This window comes from Streptomyces sp. NPDC020490 (assembly GCF_044335305.1).
GTDB lineage: Bacteria > Actinomycetota > Actinomycetes > Streptomycetales > Streptomycetaceae > Streptomyces.
In genome coordinates this window covers 106199-124961 of sequence record NZ_JBIRUY010000006.1, presented here as the reverse complement: position 1 = coordinate 124961, position 18763 = coordinate 106199, and the positions used below count along the sequence as shown (strand labels likewise).

17 protein-coding genes and 1 pseudogene are annotated in these 18763 nt (G+C 72.8%); 8 read left to right on the top strand and 10 right to left on the bottom strand.

Going from position 1 to position 18763, the window contains the following annotated elements:
• Positions 1-48: 48 nt before the first annotated feature.
• The 3 genes and pseudogenes from ACH4ZX_RS09330 to ACH4ZX_RS09320 all read left to right on the top strand — a co-directional run bounded on the left by ACH4ZX_RS09330 (position 49) and on the right by ACH4ZX_RS09320 (position 1784).
• Positions 49-273 carry a hypothetical protein gene (locus ACH4ZX_RS09330; protein ID WP_398269935.1) on the top strand — a complete coding sequence of 75 codons (225 nt, stop codon included), beginning with the start codon at positions 49-51 and terminating at the stop codon, positions 271-273.
• Positions 270-618: pseudogene (locus ACH4ZX_RS09325) on the top strand (ATP-binding protein); the annotation flags it as partial. The gene ACH4ZX_RS09330 and the pseudogene ACH4ZX_RS09325, both read left to right, overlap by 4 nt.
• A 506-nt stretch (positions 619-1124) precedes the next feature.
• The gene (locus tag ACH4ZX_RS09320; protein WP_398270199.1) at positions 1125-1784 is read left to right on the top strand and encodes an MSMEG_1061 family FMN-dependent PPOX-type flavoprotein; all 660 of its coding nucleotides are present in this window, start codon (positions 1125-1127) and stop codon (positions 1782-1784) included.
• Between the two features lie 112 nt (positions 1785-1896).
• Here ACH4ZX_RS09320 and ACH4ZX_RS09315 read toward each other — a convergent pair whose 3' ends face one another.
• Complete coding sequence (locus tag ACH4ZX_RS09315; RefSeq protein ID WP_398269933.1) at positions 1897-2757, bottom strand: ornithine cyclodeaminase family protein; 861 nt, start codon at positions 2755-2757, stop codon at positions 1897-1899.
• Between the two features lie 73 nt (positions 2758-2830).
• Positions 2831-3283, bottom strand: a complete 453-nt coding sequence (locus tag ACH4ZX_RS09310; protein ID WP_398269931.1) for a glutaredoxin domain-containing protein — start codon at positions 3281-3283, stop codon at positions 2831-2833.
• A gap of 176 nt (positions 3284-3459) precedes the next feature.
• Between ACH4ZX_RS09310 and ACH4ZX_RS09305 the strand changes: the two genes are divergently transcribed.
• Entirely contained in the window at positions 3460-3921 is a 462-nt protein-coding gene (locus ACH4ZX_RS09305; RefSeq protein ID WP_398269929.1) for a hypothetical protein, read from the top strand.
• A gap of 120 nt (positions 3922-4041) precedes the next feature.
• On the opposite strand, the gene ACH4ZX_RS09300 is transcribed toward ACH4ZX_RS09305, so the two are convergent.
• On the bottom strand, positions 4042-4458 hold the full coding sequence (locus ACH4ZX_RS09300; RefSeq protein WP_398269927.1) for a DUF4232 domain-containing protein: 417 nt from the start codon (positions 4456-4458) through the stop codon (positions 4042-4044).
• Here ACH4ZX_RS09300 and ACH4ZX_RS09295 point away from each other — a divergent pair.
• The gene (locus ACH4ZX_RS09295; RefSeq protein WP_398269925.1) at positions 4442-4756 is read left to right on the top strand and encodes a hypothetical protein; all 315 of its coding nucleotides are present in this window, start codon (positions 4442-4444) and stop codon (positions 4754-4756) included. The two genes, ACH4ZX_RS09300 and ACH4ZX_RS09295, sit on opposite strands and share 17 nt — an antisense overlap.
• A 625-nt stretch (positions 4757-5381) precedes the next feature.
• Here the strand turns inward: ACH4ZX_RS09295 and ACH4ZX_RS09290 are convergent.
• The 6 genes from ACH4ZX_RS09290 to ACH4ZX_RS09265 form a co-directional block, all read right to left on the bottom strand.
• Complete coding sequence (locus ACH4ZX_RS09290; RefSeq protein WP_398269923.1) at positions 5382-5708, bottom strand: hypothetical protein; 327 nt, start codon at positions 5706-5708, stop codon at positions 5382-5384.
• Positions 5693-6163 carry a hypothetical protein gene (locus ACH4ZX_RS09285; RefSeq protein WP_398269920.1) on the bottom strand — a complete coding sequence of 157 codons (471 nt, stop codon included), beginning with the start codon at positions 6161-6163 and terminating at the stop codon, positions 5693-5695. The genes ACH4ZX_RS09290 and ACH4ZX_RS09285 overlap by 16 nt, the downstream gene beginning before the upstream one ends.
• Before the next feature lie 194 nt (positions 6164-6357).
• On the bottom strand, positions 6358-7572 hold the full coding sequence (locus ACH4ZX_RS09280; protein ID WP_398269917.1) for an MFS transporter: 1215 nt from the start codon (positions 7570-7572) through the stop codon (positions 6358-6360).
• 93 nt (positions 7573-7665) lie between these two features.
• Positions 7666-8715: an endonuclease/exonuclease/phosphatase family protein gene (locus tag ACH4ZX_RS09275; RefSeq protein WP_398269914.1), complete on the bottom strand. Its 1050-nt coding sequence runs from the start codon at positions 8713-8715 to the stop codon at positions 7666-7668.
• 186 nt (positions 8716-8901) lie between these two features.
• Positions 8902-9531: a TetR/AcrR family transcriptional regulator gene (locus ACH4ZX_RS09270; protein WP_398269911.1), complete on the bottom strand. Its 630-nt coding sequence runs from the start codon at positions 9529-9531 to the stop codon at positions 8902-8904.
• A 207-nt stretch (positions 9532-9738) separates the two neighbouring features.
• Positions 9739-11328, bottom strand: coding sequence for an MFS transporter (locus ACH4ZX_RS09265; protein WP_398269908.1), 1590 nt, complete (start codon positions 11326-11328; stop codon positions 9739-9741).
• 182 nt (positions 11329-11510) lie between these two features.
• On the opposite strand from ACH4ZX_RS09265, the gene panB reads away from it, so the two are divergent.
• The 3 genes from panB to ACH4ZX_RS09250 all read left to right on the top strand — a co-directional run bounded on the left by panB (position 11511) and on the right by ACH4ZX_RS09250 (position 14743).
• On the top strand, positions 11511-12386 hold the full coding sequence (gene panB, locus ACH4ZX_RS09260) for a 3-methyl-2-oxobutanoate hydroxymethyltransferase (protein ID WP_398269905.1): 876 nt from the start codon (positions 11511-11513) through the stop codon (positions 12384-12386).
• 504 nt (positions 12387-12890) lie between these two features.
• The gene (locus ACH4ZX_RS09255; RefSeq protein ID WP_398269902.1) at positions 12891-13913 is read left to right on the top strand and encodes an ATP-binding cassette domain-containing protein; all 1023 of its coding nucleotides are present in this window, start codon (positions 12891-12893) and stop codon (positions 13911-13913) included.
• Positions 13910-14743: an ABC transporter permease gene (locus ACH4ZX_RS09250; RefSeq protein WP_398269899.1), complete on the top strand. Its 834-nt coding sequence runs from the start codon at positions 13910-13912 to the stop codon at positions 14741-14743. The genes ACH4ZX_RS09255 and ACH4ZX_RS09250 overlap by 4 nt, the downstream gene beginning before the upstream one ends.
• Positions 14744-14763: 20 nt before the next feature.
• Here the strand turns inward: ACH4ZX_RS09250 and ACH4ZX_RS09245 are convergent, their stop codons facing one another.
• Positions 14764-18591 (bottom strand): AfsR/SARP family transcriptional regulator, encoded by a 3828-nt coding sequence (locus ACH4ZX_RS09245; RefSeq protein ID WP_398269896.1) that lies wholly within the window; start codon positions 18589-18591, stop codon positions 14764-14766.
• Positions 18592-18763: the final 172 nt, after the last annotated feature.

The window sequence follows — 18763 nt, the reverse complement described above, 5'->3', positions numbered from 1 at the left end:
ATTCTGTGAGGTGTTCGTCACACACCGCTCAGAAGGTTGTCACCCCCCATGCCCGACCACTCCCCCACGCCCTACGACGTCACCGTCTGCGTCGAGAACCTGCGCACCGCCCTCGCCCTGCACGGCATCACGCTGCCGTCCCTCCGCGCGGATCTGCCGAGCTTCGCGGGCACGTACTCCCCGCCCGCCGGTCTCGTCGCGCTCGGGAACTGCAACACCGCCACGGCCCACGCGCTCGCCACCGCCCTCCGCAGGACGGCGGCCGATCGATGACCTTCGAACTCAGCCTGCTCGCCACCCCCAAGGCCGTGCCCGAACTGCGCCACCACCTCCGCGCTCTCGACTTCGAAGTCCGGCTCTGCGTCACGGAGTTACTCACGAACGTAATCGATCACATCGGCGAGGGCACCCCGGGTGACCGTCCGTGTCACATGCGCGCCCGAGCACGGCGGCACCCGCATCGAGGTGACCGACCCCGACCCGCGCGCGTTGCCCGTCCTGCTGTCCGTCACGGCATCGGAGGAGTCCGGGCGAGGCATGGCGCTGCTCGACGCGCTGGCCGACAGATGGGGCGTGGACCAGGGCCCGGACCGCAAGACGGTTTGGTGCGAACTGAGCCGCGTGACGCACGGCCGGCAAGGAGACGGCTGCCGGGAGCCCGGGGCAGCCGATGTCGTCACCGAACAAGTGGCCGATCGGGCGCCGAAACAAGCGAGTTGGACAAACCGGGGGCTTGGCGAGCATGCGGATTGAGCAGGCCTGTGAGCGACGGCCGGCGCACTGGACTGGCGCACTGGGCCGGCGACACGACCACCAGCCACTGAGGCGGCTGCACTGTCACCGGGCACTACCAGACTTTTCCGGTCGCCGTCCGCCGTCCGCCGTCCGCAGTCCGCAGTCCGCAGTCCGGCACGATCACCGCCGCCCGGCACAGACGCGGGCCGAGGCGGGCGCCGTACTGTCGCTGACGGGTGTCTGCCGACGAGATCCGCCTCGGTACGGGCTGGCAGTGCACGGCCGCGTTCCTCCGATTGCGCCAAGGACCAGCGATCGGTCGACGCAGGTGAGATCACCCGCTGACCCGCGCAATGCCTCGGTCGTCTTCTGGGGTCGTCCGCACGGTGATCGACACTGGGGTCGCCGGCTCGCTCTTCGAATCCCTCCAGGCTGACGCCCTCACCAGCCCGGACCAGCTGCGCGAGCTCTACCCGCAGCCGAACCCGAACTCGCTCCGCAAGGAGACCGACCGCCTGACCGAGGAGACCCGGGCTCTGATCGGCTGTTCTTCGCTGGTGTTCATCGGCAGCGCGGACGTCGGGGGTCGGGCGGACGTGACGCCGCGTGGCGGCCCCGCCGGGTTCGTCTCGGTGCTCGACGAGCAGACCTTGGCCATCCCCGACGCGACCGGTAACAAGCGGCTCGACACCATGCACAACGTGTTGCAGACCGGACGCGTCGGACTGCTCTTCCTCATTCCCGGCCGCCCGACCACACTGCGCGTCAATGGCCGCGCCTGCGTCTCGGCGCGCCCGGAACTGCTCGCCCGACTCACGCCCGTTGGAAAACCGCCGGTCACGGCGATTGTGGTGCAGGCCGAGCAGGTCTATCCACACTGTCCGAAGTCGCTGATGCGCGCCGACGCCTGGCAACCAGAGCGGTGGGTGCCCGCTGAGGCCCAGCCGACCAGCGCCGAGGTGACGCTGGCCCAGCTGAACCTGCCGGGCCTGACCGTCGACCAGATCGAGGAGGCCGAACGGGAGTCACTGCGCCTGCGTTACGAGTGAATCGGATGAGCCCTCCTGTCGCGAGAAGCCCGGTTCTCGCGGCGGCCGGTCCAAGCCCGACACCGAGGATCGCAGGGCCCGGCACGCAGTCGACTGCGTCATCGGTTTTGCCTCAAGAGGCACCGTGCCGTGGCCGCCCGCGCGGCGTCGGCTCGCACAGCGCGGCCGCGACGGCGACCTCCGTGCCGGCCAGACCGACGGAGCAGAAGACGGTGATCTGGTCGGGGCCGGTCCGGCCGGCCGCCGCGCCGGCCAGGACGGCGCCCAGGCCGGTCAGCCGGTCGACGGGGAAGAGGTGGGGTTCGCCGTAGCCGGCCGCCTGGGCGAGGGAGTCCGTGAGGAGCACGTCGGCCCGGTCCGCCAGGTCCGCGGGCACTTCGTGGCGCGAGACCGTCTTGGGGCCGAGCGTCGTGACGTGTGTCCCCGGCGCGATCCAGTCGGCGTCCAGCACAGGCTCCGTGCTGGACGTGGCGACGACCACGACGTCGTGATCGCGCACGGCGTCCTCCACCACGGGCACCGCCCTTACGCCGACCCCGAGTTCCTCGGCGGCCCGACGAGCGAACGCTGCCGAGCGTTCCGGCCTGCGGGCCACCACCGTGGCCTCCCGCACCTGCCGCACCGCGGAGATGGCCCACAACTGTGTCCAGGCCTGCGTACCCGCGCCCACCAGCCCGAGCCGGATCGGTCCGGGATTCGCCGCCGCGTCCACCGCTACCGCGCCGATGGCGCCGGTTCGCCGGGGGCCCAGCTCGTCGCCGTGCACCAGGGCCCGGAGCCGGCCGTCGTCGGAGCCCCACACGGCCACCAGTTGCTCCGCTCCGACCAGGGTGTCGTAGGCGCGGAAGCCGAACAGTCCCTGCGCCCGCAAATGTCCCGCCGTGAACACCAGGTGGCCGTCCCCGAGGTCGGCGTGGACCCGCGGCGGTGCCTGGAGCGTGCCGTGGTGCGCAGCGACGAGAGCGTCCCGCACGGCACGTACGGCGGTCCGGGCGTCGAGACGAGACGACTCCGCACGTCGTCGTCGTTCAGCAGCAGTACGGACATCACGCACCTCCTTGCCCAGAACGCGCGAGCTGATCGCGCACCCACGCGGGGTCGGGGTTGATGTGCGGCCGGCCGGCCACGACGACGGTGGGGACGGTCTCGTCGCCCTTGTTGATCTCCCGCACCACCGCGGCTCCGGCCGGGTCACGCCAGATGTCGACCCAGTGCGCCCGGCGGGCGCGGCGGCCCAGCCGAGCGCGCAGGCGCAGACAATACACGCAGCCCGGCCGCCAGTAGACGACCGGCCGGCCGTCGGCCGCACTGCGGCGTTCCGCTTCCACGGCCCCGATCGACCTCGGGAACATCAGCGGCGAGTTCAGGACCGCGAGCAGCGCGATCAGCAGGAGCGGTACTACGACAGCGCCAGGGCTGCTCCCCTCCACGGCCTGCACGACCGCAACGCCTGAGCCGGACAGCACGAGCAGGATCGGAAGGAGCCAGGCGCGCATCATGAAGAGAACGCTATCTCCCGGGAAGTCGCCGACGGTGCGGAGCCGCCGCGCAGCGGCCGGGAAAGCGGAGGCCGTGGGACAGCGCTCTGTGTAGGGTGATCGGCTGTTGCCCGCACACGATCTGTTGGAGGATCCGCGGTGTCATCGCGGCGGTCATCACCGGGGCGGCCACTGTCGTGGCCGCGGTGATCGCGGCCGGGCTCGCGGGTGGTGGCACCCCGAAGGAGTCCTCCCCCGCTGCCGCGGTCACGGCCTCGCAGCAGCCCGCCGCGGCCTCGCCCACCGCGCCTCCGGCCGCCTCACCGCCCGTGCAGAGCCTTCCCGCGACGTCATCGGCGCCGGAGCCGTCCGCGACGGCCGCCCGCATCGTCGCCGGCCCCGACTCGGCCGCCGCGGGGGCTGTCATCACCATTACGGGCTCCGGCTTCGCCGCCGGAGAACAGGTGCGCATCACCTTCGACGGGACGTACGGCATGACGCTCGATCTCCGCGACGTCACGGCCGGATCCGACGGCGGCTTCGCCGCACAGGTCAAGGTTCCGGACGACAGCGCCGACTCGGATCTGCCGCAGTCGTTCGAGGCCAACGGTCTGGACAGCCAGAATCACGCCGACACCCCGTTCCACATCACGGGTTAGGCCACATCCCCCGGCCCTGCGCGCCGCTCCGGCCGGAGGGGCCGGGCAGAGGCCGGAGGCGAGAGCCGGGCCGTCGGTCCACGCGTCGACGGCGCGGCCGGGTGGCGGGGTGAAGGTCCGTCAGGACCGGCTGGTGACGGGGCGCATGGCGAGGCCCTCGGTGGCGGCCCAGTTCGTGACGCGCTGGCCGTCGTCGGCCGGGAACGACGCGACGGGCATGGACACGTTGACCGGGTCCTCGGCCTTGGTCTCGCCGCCGGGGCTGCCGAGGGTGAGGGTCATGGACTTCACGTCGTAGGTGTCCATGTTGCCGCCGGTGGCGAGCAGACCGGCGTACGCCTTCTCGCCGGGAGCGAGGCTGAAGGGCTCCTCGGACGCGACACCCTCCAGGACCGGTGCCGGGCTCTTGGCGTCGCCGAGCGTGACCTCGGGGGCGTTCTGGACGTCGCACTTGTTGTCGCCCGTGTTGGTGGCGACGAGGAGGATGTGACGAACCGGGTCACCCTTCGCGTCGTAGTTCGTGGCCGAGATCGACAAGTCCTCCAGGGTGCAGAGAGGGAAGCCGGACGCGCTCGTGGCGCCGGCGTCCCCGCTCTCCTCGCTTTCGCCGCCGCTGTCGCCGGGCGGCGTCGCCGTCGCGGTCGCCGTCGCCGAACTCGTCGCGCTGGGCTGGGCCGAGGACTTGGATTCGGCCGCGGTATCGCCGCCACCGGACTGGCACGCCGTGGTCGTCAGCAGCGCGGCGACCGCCGCCGCACCCAGGGCGCAGGCCCTCCAAGTGCTGCGGCTCCTGCCGTTTCTGCAGGCAGTGGCATTCATGGTGTCTCCCCCGTGATCGGTGTGCATGGTCTGTGTCGTTTCGACAGCAGAGCGATTCTGCACGGGGAACCGCCCATAACTGGCCATCTCCGGAGCTCTGTTACCGATCAAGACGGATCCGCCGGAAGACGGTGACCCGCCGCGGCGTTGGCCAGGTTGAAGGCGGTCGCGCCGACGCCGAACAGGGCCACCACCTCCGCGCCCTCGCCTTCGAAGTCCGCCTGGACGCGACGGAGTTACTCACGAACGTGATCGACCACGGCGGCGAGAGCACCCCGGTGACCGTTCACGTCACCGGCGCGCCCGAGTGCGGTCACACGCGTATCGAGGTGAACGACCCCGACCGCGCGTTGCCCGTCCTGCTGTCCGTCACGGCGTCGGAGGAGTCCGGACGGGGCATGTCGCTGCTCGACCCGCTGGCCGACGGTGGGGCGTGGACCAGGGCCCGGACCGCAAGACGGTCTGGTGTGCACTCAGAAACTGAACCGCTGCGGCAACCGTGGGAGTTGGGGGCCTCGCACCTGGCATCCGGTCGGAGGCCGAGGGGCCCTGGCCTGTATTCATTTCAGCCGGATCGATCCAGCCCCGGCCGGCCCGGAAATCGGCACCGACCGAGGGTTGGGGGCCTTTACCCCCTTGCGTCAGTAGTCGGTGAGATCCACGATCACATCGCAGTGCGGATCGCCGGAAGGCTGATGCAGGTGTTCGTTCGCAAGGAACGCCGGGGAAACAAGAGAGCCGAGCAGGCCAGGGCCCGTGTGGCTGATGAGCACGTCCACACCGTATGTGCGGTCCCGCTCAGGTGAACGGAAATATAGGCGCATGCGGTCGTCGCCCGTGATGACCGCTCCGATGAAAAGCGGCTTCCACGACACGTGCGTGGTGACGAAGGACCGCACAACATCGAGCAGACGACCCGTGGCCGTCTGCTCGATGTCCGGTTCGGGAGAATTCACATCTTGGCCCATGCCGGACACTTGTTCCCCGGTTGGTTGTGGCAGTACGCCGTGATGACGCCGATCTTCTGACCGCGTCCGGCATCATAGCGACCGTCCGTGGTCTTACGCGTGTACTGCACGACCACCGTGAACTTCACCTGCCGCGGCCTCGGGACACCCGTCTCGAATACGACCCCGTCGTACTCCAGGTGTCCGTGGTGGTCGTCCCGGTCCACACGCCCGTTCAGGGCCGCATACAGGGTGGAGCACTTCTTGATGTTGTGACGACCGGTGAAGTGGTGCCAACCCAACTCCGAGTTCCCGTAGCGAGTGACGATGTGCCTGCCCTCCGGATCGTCTGTCTGGCACTTGACACGCTTGTCCCACGGGTGCGGCTGCGCGGGCATCGGAGCAGCACCAGCAGTCCCAGACATCAGCGAAGCGGCGAACACCGTGGCGGCAGCGAGTGTCGTGATCCTCTTCATGGACGCGATCACATCATCACGCGCCGGGTACTCAACAGGCACCTATGGGACAAAATGAGGCTGGGTAAAGGCTGCTGCTCTCCGGGGTGCGCGCGGCTCCGATACCCGTTGGTCTGCGGCCGGTTGACCACAGGTTGGCTGACCGGGTGGCTGTCCGCGGCCTGCCGGTCAGCGGTTCAAAAGGCGGAGTCCAGTCAGTGGTGCGACATCGCCGGCTCGTCCGGGACGTGCGCGGCGACCACGCGGCCCACCCGGACGACCTCCCGGCGCCGGTCCACCGCGTACGCCGCGCCCGCCACACCCAGACCGAGCACGGCCAGCGCCGCGCCCGCCAGTGCCGGGGAGGTCGGGCCGGAGCCGGACGCGAGGGCCAGGCCGCCGATCCAGGCGCCGCCGGCGTTGGCCAGGTTGAAGGCGGCCTGGTTGGCGGAGGAGGCCAGGGAGGGGCCGGCCGCCGCCTTCTCCATCACCATCAGCTGGAGCGGGGAGCCCGTGACGAACGCCGCCAGGCCGAGCAGGGTCACCGCGGCCGCCGCGCTCCACTCGGCGCGCATCAGCACCGGGAAGAGGAGCAGCACCGCCGCCAGCGCGGTCAGGCCGCCGAAGAGAGTGCCGCGCATCGAGCGGTCGGCCAGCCTGCCGCCCAGCAGGTTGCCCGCCGTCGCGCCGACGCCGAACAGGGCCAGCAGCAGGGTGACGCTCGCGTCGGCGTACCCGGCGGCGTCCGTGAGCATCGGCGTGATGTAGCTGTACGCGGCGAAGAGGGCGCCGAAGCCGGCCACCGTGGTGCTGAGGGCCAGCCAGACGGGGAGGGAGCGCAGGGCGGCCAGTTCGCCGCGCAGGCCCGTCGCGGCGGCGGTGACGCGGTCGTGCGGGACGAGCGCCGCCAGGGCCGCTATCGCCGCCAGGCCGATCGCGCTGACGCCGAGGAACGTCGCCCGCCAGCCCAGGTGCTGCCCCATGAGCGTGGCGACCGGCACGCCGACGACGTTCGCGACCGTCAGGCCGAGGAACATCAGCGACACGGAGCGGGCCTTGCGCTCCGGCGCGACCAGGGTGGTGGCGACGACCGCGCCCACGCCGAAGAAGGCGCCGTGCGGCAGTCCGCTCAGGAACCGGGCGGCCAGCAGCCAGTCGTAGCCGGGTGCGAGGACGGACAGCGCGTTGCCCGCCACGAACAGCGCCATCAGCCCGATCAGGACCGTGCGGCGGGACAGGCGCGCGGTGCCGGCGGCGAGCAGCGGGGCGCCGACGACGACGCCGAGCGCGTAGGCCGACACCAGGTGCCCGGCGCCGGGGACGGACACGCCCAGGTCGTCGGCGACGTCGGGCAGCAGGCCCATCATCACGAATTCGGTGGTGCCGATGCCGAAGGCGCCGACGGCCAGGGCGAGCAGGGCCAGGGGCATGGAGGTGCCGTGCCTTTCCAGGGGAGAGCTTGGTTCCGGACCAGTTTATGTTCACTGGCGGAACAAAATCTCCCCGGGCGCTGTTCCGGCGGGTTACGAGCCGGTGTCGAGCCTCACCCGGGCCGCCACCGGCAGGTGGTCGCTCGCGGTCCTCGGCAGCGTCCAGGACGTCACCGGCTCGATGCCCTGCACCATGATCTGGTCGATCCTCGCCATCGGGAACGTGGCCGGCCAGCTGAACCCGAAGCCGCTGCCCGCCGCGCCCTGCGTGGAACGCATCTGGGAGGTGACGGCCTTCAGGGCACGGTCGTTCATGGTGCCGTTGAGGTCGCCGAGCAGGATCTTCCGGGGCAGCTTCTCGTCGGCGATGGCCTCGCCCAGCGCGTCCGCGCTCTTGTCCCGCTGCCGCGCGGTGAACCCGGCCTCCACCTTCACCCGCACCGACGGCAGGTGGGCGACGTACACCGCGATCGGCCCCTCGGGGGTCGTGACCGTGGCGCGCATCGCACGGGTCCAGCCCAGCTTGATGTCGACCGGCTTCACGCCGGCGATCCGGTACTTGCTCCACAGCCCGACCGTCCCCTGCACCGAGTGGTACGGGTACGTCGAGGCCAGCGCCTTCGCGTAGACGGGCACCGCCGAGGCCCTGAGCTCCTCCAGCGCCACCACGTCCGCGCCGGAGGCGGCCACGTCGTGGGCGGTGGCCGACGGGTCGGGGTTGTCGGCGTTGACGTTGTGCGTGGCGACGGTGAGGTCGCCGCCGCCGCCGGTCTTGTCGGTGAGCAGGCCGCCGAAGACGTTCAGCCAGACGACCGCCGGCACCAGCAGCGCGATCAGCGCGGTGGCCGACCTGCGCACCAGGGCGAGCAGCAGCAGCACCGGGACGAACAGGCCCAGCCAGGGCAGGAACGTCTCGGTGAGGCTGCCGGTGTTGCCGATGGCGTTCGGGATCCGCGCGTGCAGCAGCATCACCAGCGCCAGGATCACCGCGAGCGCGGCGAGGACGATGCCTCGCCGCCAGATTCTGGGATCCCCGCGCCAGCCGGCGACCAGTCGGCCGAGCAGGCGCCGGAACGTGGCTCCCCGGCGCCCGGGACCCGGGCCTCCGTTCTCCGTTTCCGTCATGTACGCCTGCTGCGCCATACCGTCGCCTCACTGCCTGCCGTGCACACCGTACGTCCCCCCGTGCCCTAAGACCCTAGGGGATGATCGGCTCCGTTCTCGCCGCCCCTCGGCGGCCGTACGGGCACTGGGACGACGCAACCGGTCGCGGGGGTTCCGCGGACCGCGCGGGAAAGCGCGCTCTGTGACGAAACGCGCACAGACGGCCTACGCGGCAGGCGAACTGACGGGCCGTAGCCCTTCCAGGAGCGAGTCCACGATCTGCTCGGACAGGCCCTCGGGCAGATCGGCGTCCGGGCGCATGACGGTGCGCAGCAGCATCGGGCCGACGAACAGGTCGCTCAGCAGCTCGACGTCGACGTCCGCGCGCAGCTCGCCGCCGGCCTGCCCGCGGCGCAGGATCTCCACCTGGAGCCTGCGCCGCGGCTCGATGACCGAACCGTGGTACGCGGCCCAGATCTTCGGGCTGGACTTCATCTGGGCGTAGACGTTGTGCAGCAGCACCGACGACCGGGTCATCAGGCCGCGCCGGCGCTGCTGTTCCAGCAGCGCCACCAGGTCGTCGCGCATCGAGGTGCCCGGCAGCAGCGGGTCCGGGGGCTCGGCGGTGCGGACGACGTCGACGAAGAGGGCCTCCTTGCCGCTCCAGCGGCGGTAGATGGTGGCCTTGCCGACCCCGGCGGTGCGGGCGATGCGCTCGATGGAGAGCTCGGCCAGCGGCACACCCTCCTCCAGGAGCTTCATCACGCCCTCGACGATCGCACGCTCGACCGCCTCGCTGCGGGGGCGTCCCCGCACGGGCACCTCGGGCGCGGCTGGGCTGTCGGCCAGGCTCACTTCACTGCGTCCTCTCGTCATCGCGGACCGGCCGTCCGGGCGTTCGGCCGTCCGGGCGTTCGGCCGTCCGGGCGGCTGGGCGGCTGCGTTCGGCCGTCCGGGCGGCTGGGCGTCCGGTCGCGGGTCGTCCGGTCGTCCGGTCGTCCTGCGCGGGTACGTCGAGCATGCCCGGCGGCGATGTCGTCGTACCCGGAAGGGCGGAAGGTGTCATTCCGTCGCCGTCACCAACTCCTGCTCCGCCTCGTTCTCCTGACCGGCCGGCTGCCTGCCCGGCAGGAAGAGCGCCACGACGACCACGCCGACGGCCGCCACACCCGCTCCCCACAGCGCGGTCACGTGCATCGCGTGCAGGAACGCGTCGTTGGCGGGCGTGACCAGCGCCCTGCCCTGCGGGCCGAGCTTGGCGGCGACGCCGAGCGTGGCCTCGATGGACTCTCCGGCGGTGTCCCGCAGGCCGGCGGGGAGCGCGCCCAGCTTGTCCTCGATGCCGTTGCGGTAGGCCGTGGACAGCGCCGAGCCCAGGACCGCGATGCCGAGCGCGCCGCCGACCTGGCGGAAGGTGTTGCTCAGGGCGGAGGCGGAGCCGGCCTTCTCGCGCGGCAGGGCCTGCATGATGACGACGCTGACGGGGGTCATGATGTGCGCCATGCCGGTGCCCATGAGGAAGAAGACGACCTCCAGCACCCAGATCGGGGTGTCCGCCTGGAAGGAGGCGAACGCGGCCAGGGTCGCCACGATGACGATCATGCCGGCGGTGGTCGTGGCCCTGTTGCCGAAGCGGTCGACGAGCAGCCGGGCGCGCGGCGCGAAGATCATCTGAGCGGCGGCCAGCGGCAGCATCAGCACGCCGGACTTCAGCGGCGTGTAGCCGCGCACGCTCTGCATGTAGAACACCGAGAAGAAGGTCACGCCCATCAGCGCGAAGAAGACCAGCGCGATGGCGCCGATCGCGGCCGAGAAGACCCGGTTCCTGAAGTACGTGACGTCGAGGGACGGGTGGTCGCTGCGCTTCTCGTACCACACGAAGCCGGCCAGTACGAGCAGGCCGGCGGCGATGGTCGCCAGCACCGCGGGGTCGGTGAAGTCGGCGAGCTGGCCGCCCTTGATGATGCCGTAGACGAGCAGGACCAGGCCAACGACGGACAGCACGACGCCGACCGGGTCGACGCGGCCGGGCTTCGGGTCGCGGGAGTCGGGTACCAGCCACAGCATCAGCGCGAGCGCCAGGAGCACGATCGGCACGTTGATGAGGAAGACGGAGCCCCACCAGAAGTGGTCCAGGAGCAGACCGCCGGTGATCGGGCCGATGGCGATGGCCAGGCCCACGCCGCCGGCCCAGATGCCGATGGCCTTGGGCTGCTCCTCCCGCTCGAAGACGTTCATCAGGACGGCGAGGGTGGCCGGCATGACGAACGCGGCGCCCAGGCCCATCAGGGCGCGGAAGAGGATCAGCTGCGCCGGCGAGCCGGACTCGGCGGCCAGGGCGGAGCCGATGCCGAACACCGCGAGACCGCCGAGCAGGACCTTCTTGCGTCCCAGCCGGTCGCCGAGGAGCCCGGCGGTGAACAGCAGTCCGGCGAAGACGAGGGTGTAGGCGTTGATCGCCCACTCCAGCTCGCTCTGCGTGGCGCCCAGTCCGGTGGGGGCCGGCGTCGAGATCGTCTTGATGGCGACGTTCAGGATCGAGTTGTCGAGCACGACGATCAGCAGGCTCAGCATCAGCACGCCGAGGATCGCCCAGCGGCGCCGGTGCACCGCTTCCGGTATGCGGCCGGCCGCAACGGGTGGAGTGGTCATGACGTCCAGCCTAGGCGCATTCCGATACGAGACCGTGCCGTATCGTAAATGTTTTGCCCAGTCCTTACGTGGGTCCTCACGTGACGGATCCCCCTCTGGTCCTGCCTGTCGCGAGGTGCCACCATGGAGGGGATCCGGGGACGCCGGCAGGGCGCCTCGAGATGACTGAAGGAGCCGTTGCAATGACGCAGCTTTCGGCTGCCCGGACCGTGCAGAACGGGCCCTCCGACGGGAGCAGGGCGCTGTACGGGGGCAAGGGCACGCGCCGCATCACCGTCCGCGACATCGCGCTCGCCAAGGAGCGCGGCGAGAAGTGGCCGATGCTCACCGCGTACGACGCCATGACCGCCTCCGTCTTCGACGAGGCCGGGATCCCGGTGATCCTGGTGGGCGACTCCGCGGGCAACTGCCACCTCGGGTACGACACGACCGTGCCCGTCACCCTCGACGAGATGACCATGCTGTCGGCCGCGGTGGTGCGCGGCACGCGGCGCTCCCTGATCGTGGGCGACCTGCCCTTCGGCTCCTACCAGGAGGGCCCGGTGCAGGCGCTGCGCTCGGCGACCCGGATGGTGAAGGAGGCGGGCGTCGGCGCCGTGAAGCTGGAGGGCGGCGAGCGCTCCCACGAGCAGATCCGCCTGCTGGTGGAGTCGGGCATCCCGGTCATGGCGCACATCGGCCTGACCCCGCAGTCCGTCAACGCCATGGGCTACCGGGTGCAGGGCCGCGGCGAGGAGGCCGCCCAGCAGCTGCTGCGGGACGCGAAGGCCGTGCAGGACGCGGGCGCGTTCGCGGTGGTGCTGGAGCTGGTGCCGGCGGAGCTGGCGGCCGAGGTGACCCGGGTGCTGCACATTCCGACGGTCGGCATCGGCGCCGGTCCGGACACCGACGCGCAGGTGCTGGTCTGGACGGACATGCTGGGGCTGACCTCCGGCCGGGTGCCGAAGTTCGTCAAGAAGTACGCGGACCTGCGCACGGTCATGACCGACGCCGTGAAGCACTTCGCCGAGGACGTCACCGGCGGCGTGTTCCCCGCGGAGGAGCACTCCGTGCACTGAGCCACCGCGGCACGGGGCACTCCGTGCACTGAGCCATTGCGGCACCAAGACAGCCCGCCGATCTTCCCCCGTCGGCGGGCTGTCGCCGTTCCCGACGCCTTCGGGCTGTCGCCGGGAGCGGTGCCGGGGTGTCGGGCGGGCGCTGGGGTATCGGGCGGGCGGCCGGTCGCCGGGCGGGCGGCCGGGCGGTTCTGGCGGCGGGTGACCGGGCGGTCTACCGACGGAGACGGTCCGGGACGACCTGCCGAAGGGCCACCCACGGTCGCCCAGTGGTGTACGGGCGGCCCCGGCGGCCGAGGCGGGGCGGGCTACCGACCGGCGCGAGGCCGGGCGGGCTGGCGGCGGGGCGGGCTACCGACCGGCGCGAGGCCGGGCGGGCTGGCGGCGGGGCGGGCGGGCGGCGGGGCGGTCTGTCGGCCGGATGTCGGTGGCGTGTCGGGGGGCTGTCGGTGGTGGTGGGAGCGTGTCGGTGGGGTGTCGGCCGGGGCTGGGAGCGTTCTCGGCATGACGCGAATCGACAAGGAAACCCGCGGCGGTCTGGCCGTCACCGTGCGGGGGCTGGTCAAGCACTACGGCGAGACCAAGGCGCTGGACGGCGTCGACCTGGACGTGCGTGAGGGCACCGTGATGGGCGTGCTCGGGCCGAACGGCGCCGGCAAGACCACCCTGGTGCGGATCCTGTCCACCCTGCTCGCCCCCGACGCCGGCCGGGCGACCGTGGCCGGCCACGACGTGGTGCGCCAGCCCCGGCAGCTGCGCCGGGTGATAGGGCTGACCGGGCAGTACGCCTCCGTCGACGAGAAGATCCCCGGCTGGGAGAACCTCTACATGATCGGGCGGCTGCTCGACCTGCCCCGCAGGCAGGCCCGGGCACGCGCCGACGAACTGCTGGAGCGGTTCTCGCTCACCGACGCCGCCCGGCGGCCGGTGCGGACCTACTCCGGCGGCATGCGGCGGCGGCTCGACCTCGCCGCGTCGATGATCGGGCGGCCCGAGGTGCTGTTCCTCGACGAGCCGACCACCGGGCTCGACCCGCGCACCCGCAACGAGGTATGGGACGAGGTCAAGGCCATGGTCGGGGACGGCGTGACGGTCCTGCTGACCACGCAGTACATGGAGGAGGCGGAGCAGCTCGCCGGCGAGCTGACCGTCGTGGACCGCGGCAAGGTGATCGCCGGCGGCCGCATCGACGAGCTGAAGACCAGGGTGGGCGGGCGCGCCCTGCGGGTCGCGCCCGCCGACCCGCGGCAACTGCGGCCGCTCGCCGACGCGCTGGACGGCCTCGGCATCACCGGGCTCGCCACGACGACCGTGGACACCGAGGCCGGAGCCGTGCTGGTGCCGGTCCTCAGCGACGAGCAGCTCACCGCCGTCGTCCAGGCCGTCACCGCGCGCGGCCTCACCCTCTCCTCCATCACCACCGAACTGCCCAGCCTGGACGAGGTGTTCCTGTCCCTCACCGGCCACCGCGCCAGTGCCCCGCAGGACGCCGTGCCCGCCGACACCCGTGAGGAGGTCGCCGTATGAGCACCGCAACCGCCACCGCGACCACGACCGCCACCCCCACCGCGACCGACGCCCGCATTCCGCTGCGCGGCCACCTGCGCCACACCGGCGCCCTGATCCGCCGCAACCTGCTGTGGATCCGGCAGGACCCGGAGTCGATGTTCGACGCCCTGCTGATGCCGGTCGTCTTCACCCTGCTGTTCGTCTACGTCTTCGGCGGCTCGATCGGGCAGGCCCTCGGCGGCGGACAGGACGGGTACGTGCAGTACGTCATCCCCGGCATGCTGGCGATGACGAGCATGACACTGGCCCAGGGCGTCGGCACCGGCTTCAACCAGGACTTCCACAGCGGTGTCATGGACCGCTTCCGGTCCCTGCCCATCGGGCGCGGCTCGGTGCTGTTCGCGAAGATCTCGGTGGAACTGGCGCGGATGCTGTTCGCGACGACCGTGCTGATGATCGTCGCCGTCGCCGTCGGGTTCGACATCGACCACTGGGCGGGCCTGCTGGCGACCGTGGGCCTGTCCGCGGTGTTCGCCTCGTCGATCATGTGGGTGTTCCTCACCCTGGGCGTGGTCATGAAGAGCGCGCAGTCCGTGCAGGCGATGGGCTTCCTGGTGCTGTTCCCGCTGCAGTTCGGCTCGTCGATCTTCGCGCCGACCGCGTCGATGCCCGGCTGGCTGGAGACCTTCACCGACTACAACCCGCTGTCCTCGCTCGCCGACGCGGCGCGCGGGCTGATGACCGGCGGCCCGGTGGCGCACGACGTGTGGGTGACCCTCGGCTGGTCGGTGGCCATCACGGCGGTGATGGCGCCGGTCGCCGTCCGCAAGTTCCGCACCAAGGCCTGACGCGCGCCGGCCGGTGCGCGTCACACCAGGGCGGCGGCCTCCTGAGCGGAGAGGCCGCCGCCCTCCGCGTACGCGGCGTCGTACGCCTCCTCGCCGAGCGCGTCCCGGGTGCGCGCCACGGCCAGCGCGCGGGCCTCGCGCTCCATGAACGACGGCACGTGGGCGGACGGCAGCAGAGCGTCGGCGGCGCCGATGCAGCGGGCGGCGTCCCGGGCGCGGCCGCCGCCGTCGACGCGGGCCAGGGCCGCCGCCGCGACGGTCAGGAAGCCCGACCTGAGAGTGGGGGCGATGGTCTCCGACAGCGGGTCGGCGGCCCGTTCCAGCGCCGCCCGCGCCTTGTCCAGACAGTCCTCGTAACGGCCGTCGACGGCGTCCACCCAGGCCTCGGTGCCGAGGATGAACGCGTCGAAGACGATGAAGTGGGCGATCCGGAACTGCTCGCGCAGCAGCCGCAGTTGCTCGCGGGCCTCCGGAATCCGGCCGGTCATGGCGAGCCGCCCCGCGAGGAACAGCCGGGCGGCCGGCATCGCCTCGTTGCCCGAGCCGTCCTGCCGGGCGATCACCTCCCGCAGCAGCCGCTCGCCGCGCTCGGCCTGGCCCGCGCCCAGCAGCGCGCCGCCGAGACGGGCGTTGAGCACCGCCACCTGGGCGCGGGCGCCGAGCCGTTCGGCCTGCTCGATCGCGGCCTCGTAGTCGGCGGCGGTCCGGTCCCAGTCGCCTCTGCGCTCATGGGCCTCGGCCCGCGCGGACAGTGCCTCGGCGGTGCCCCACAGGTCTCCGATGCGGCGGTAGATCTCCAGCGCCTCGTCGGCGTCGCGGGCCGCGTCGCCCGCGAAGTCGACGCGGTTGGCGAGCAGGTTGGCGCGCAGTTGCAGGCTCACGGCGAGCTCCCAGTCGTAGCCGGGCGTGGCGCGGCAGGTGCGGACGGTGGCGTCCATGACCTCGCGCAGCCGTTCCATGTCGCCGGAGAGCATGATGGCGAAGACCCACAGGGCGCCGGGGGCGCGGCAGGTCTGCGGGAGTCCGGGCTCGTAGGCTCCGGCGACGGCGCGCAGTTTCGCCTGGGCCTCGGGGGTCTGCCAGGCGTCCAGTTCGGTGTCCATGTAGGCGAGGTGGATCAGGTGCACCCCGCGCCAGGCCTCCGCGAGGACCTCGCCGGTCCAGGGCGGCGGGGCGTCGGTGCAGCGCTGCCACACGGGGGCGGCCCGGCGGACCGGCTCGGCGAACGGGTCCGGGCCGAGCGACTGCACCTCGCGGGACCAGTTGCGGCCCTCGATGCGCAGGTCGCGCATCTGCCAGTACCAGGCCAGCGACAGGACCAGGCACAGGGCCTCCTGCTCGGCGCGCTCGGTGACGGCGTGGCGCAGGGCGGTGCGCAGGTTCTCGTACTCACGCTCCAGCAGGCCGATGGCGGCGAGCTGGCCGGGGCCGCGCAGCAACGGGTCGGTGCGGCGGGCGAGTTCGCGGTAGTACGTCAGGTGGGCGCGCTCCGTCTCCGCGCGGCGGCCCGACTCCTGGAGCCGCTCGCCCGCGTACTCGGCGACGGTCTCCAGCAGCCGGTAGCGCATCTCGCCCTCGCCCGAAGGGGCGGCCACGACGAGGGACTTGTCGACCAGCGAGCCGAGCGCCTCCAGGGCGGCCGGCCCGCACACCGCCTCGGCGGCGGTGAGGTCGCAGCCGCCCGCGAACACCGACAGGCGGCCGAGCACGTCCCGTTCGTCCGCGTCGAGCAGGTCCCACGACCAGTCGACGACGGCGCGCAGGGTCTGCTGGCGGGGCAGCACGGTACGGCTGCCGGAGGTCAGCAGCCGGAAGCGGTCGTCGAGCCGGTCGGCGATCTGACGTGGCGTCAGCATGCGCAGCCGGGCGGCCGCGAGCTCGATGGCGAGCGGGAGTCCGTCGAGGCGCCGGCAGATCTCGGCGCAGGCGTCGGGGTCGTCGTCGACGCGGAAGCCGGGCCGGGCGGCGGCCCCGCGCTCGGCGAGCAGCCGCAGCGCGACCGGCTCCGGCAGCGGTTCCACCGGCCGCAGCAACTCCCCCGGCACGCCGAGCGGTTCCCGGCTCGTGGCCAGCACCGTCAGTCCCGGGCAGCGCTCCAGCAGGTCCTCGACGAGCCGGGCGGCGGCGTCGACGACGTGCTCGCAGTTGTCGAGGACGATCAGCATGCGCCGCCGGCCGCAGTGCTCGACGAGCCGCTCGACGGGGTCGTCGTGGCGCTCCGCCCCGGCCCGCATCGCCTCCGCTCCGGCGCCGTACAGCACGGTCTCGCGGGCGCCGAGGGCGGTGAGCACGGCCTCCGGCACGGCGTCGGGGTCGTCGACGGGCGCCAGTTCGGCCAGCCACACCCCGTCCGGGGCCACATCCCCTACGGTCTCGGCGGCCTCCTGCGACAGGCGCGTCTTCCCGGCGCCGCCGGCACCGAGCAGGGTCACCAGCCGGGCCGCGGACAGGTCCCCCCGGATCGCATCGATGTCGGCCTCCCGGCCGACGAAGGAGGTGAGGCGGGCGCGGAGGTTGCCGGGGGGCGGGGAGGCGGGGTCGGCGGGGCCGGCGGGAGCGGAGGGAACGGCGGCCCGCGCGGGGCCCGCCGGGGGACGCGCGGGGCCGACGGCCGCACGATCGCCGCCCGGCGCGCGGCCGCCGGACGCCACGTCGTCGCAGCCCGGGGTCGGAGAGCCGGGGCCGGCCGCCCACGCGGGGCCCGTCAGGGGACGCGCGCCACCCACCGCAGGACCCGCCGAGCCGGTCACCGTCTCATCACCACCCGGCGCACGGCCACCGGACGCCACGTCGTCACCGACCAGGGTCGGAGAGCCTGCGGAAGCAGCCCACGCGGAGCCCCCCGCAGCACCCGCAGCACCCGCCGAGCCGGACACCGCCCGGTCGCCGCGCGACGCGCGGCCGCCGGGCGCCATGTCGCCGCCGGACGGCGGCGGAGACGCGGGGGCGGCGGCCCGCGCGGGGCGTGCCGGTCCGCCCGGCAGGCGGCTGCCGGACGGCGGGCGGCCACCGGACGCAGCGTCGCCGCCGCCCGCGGGCGAAGAGGCGGGGGCGACGGCCGACGCGGAGCCCGCCGCGGGACGCGCCCGGCCAGGCGCCACGCGGTCGCCGTACCCGTCGTCCGGGCGCAGCAACTCCGCGTGCAGGGAACGTAGTTCCGGGCCCGGGTCGGCGCCGAGGCGGTCCGCCAGGAGGTGTCGTACGTCCTCGTAGGCGGCCAGTGCCTCCGCGGTGCGGCCCGCGTCGCGCAGGGCGCGCAGGCGCAGCGCCTGCAGGGGCTCGTCCAGGGGGTGGCCGTCGCACAGGGCGGTCAGCTCGGGCAGGGACTGCTGCGCGTGGCCGAGGGCGAGGGCGGCGGTGTGCCGGGCGCGCAGCGCGTCCAGGCGCCGGGCCTCCCAGCGGGCCGTCTCGGCGGTGCGGCCGGGCAGGTCGGCGAGGACGGGGCCGCGCCACAGGGCGAGGGCGTCGTCGAGGACGACGGCCGCCTTCGCGGGGTCGCCGTCGCCCAGGGCCCGGACCCCCTCGCCGGTCAGCCGCTCGAAACGGTGCAGGTCGACGTCGTCGGGGGCGGCGACGAGACGGTAGCCGCCGTCCGCCGAGGCGACCGCGCCCGCGCCGACGGTCCGGCGCAGCCGCCCCACCAGCGCCTGCAGCGCGCCCGGCGCGTCGGCGGGCGGGTCGCCGTCCCACACCTCGTCGACCAGCACGGCCACGGGCACGGTACGGCCGGCCCGGAGGGCCAGCACGGTCAGCAGCGCGCGCAGCCGCGTCCCGCCGACCGGGACGGCGGTGCCGTCGGGGCGGAGCGCCTGGGTGGTGCCGAGGATGCCGTAGCGCACGGGGTCCATAGTCTCCGGAATCTGCGGTGCCGTCGGGGCCGGTCACGGGTTCGGTCACCGGCGCAGCGGGGGGACGGGCCCGGTCGGCCCTCCCCGTCACACCCGGAAACCGTACTCAACTCGTCGGCGGATGCCGCGTCCTGTCGCCCCGCACGCCTTCTCCGAGGCCGCCCGCGGAACC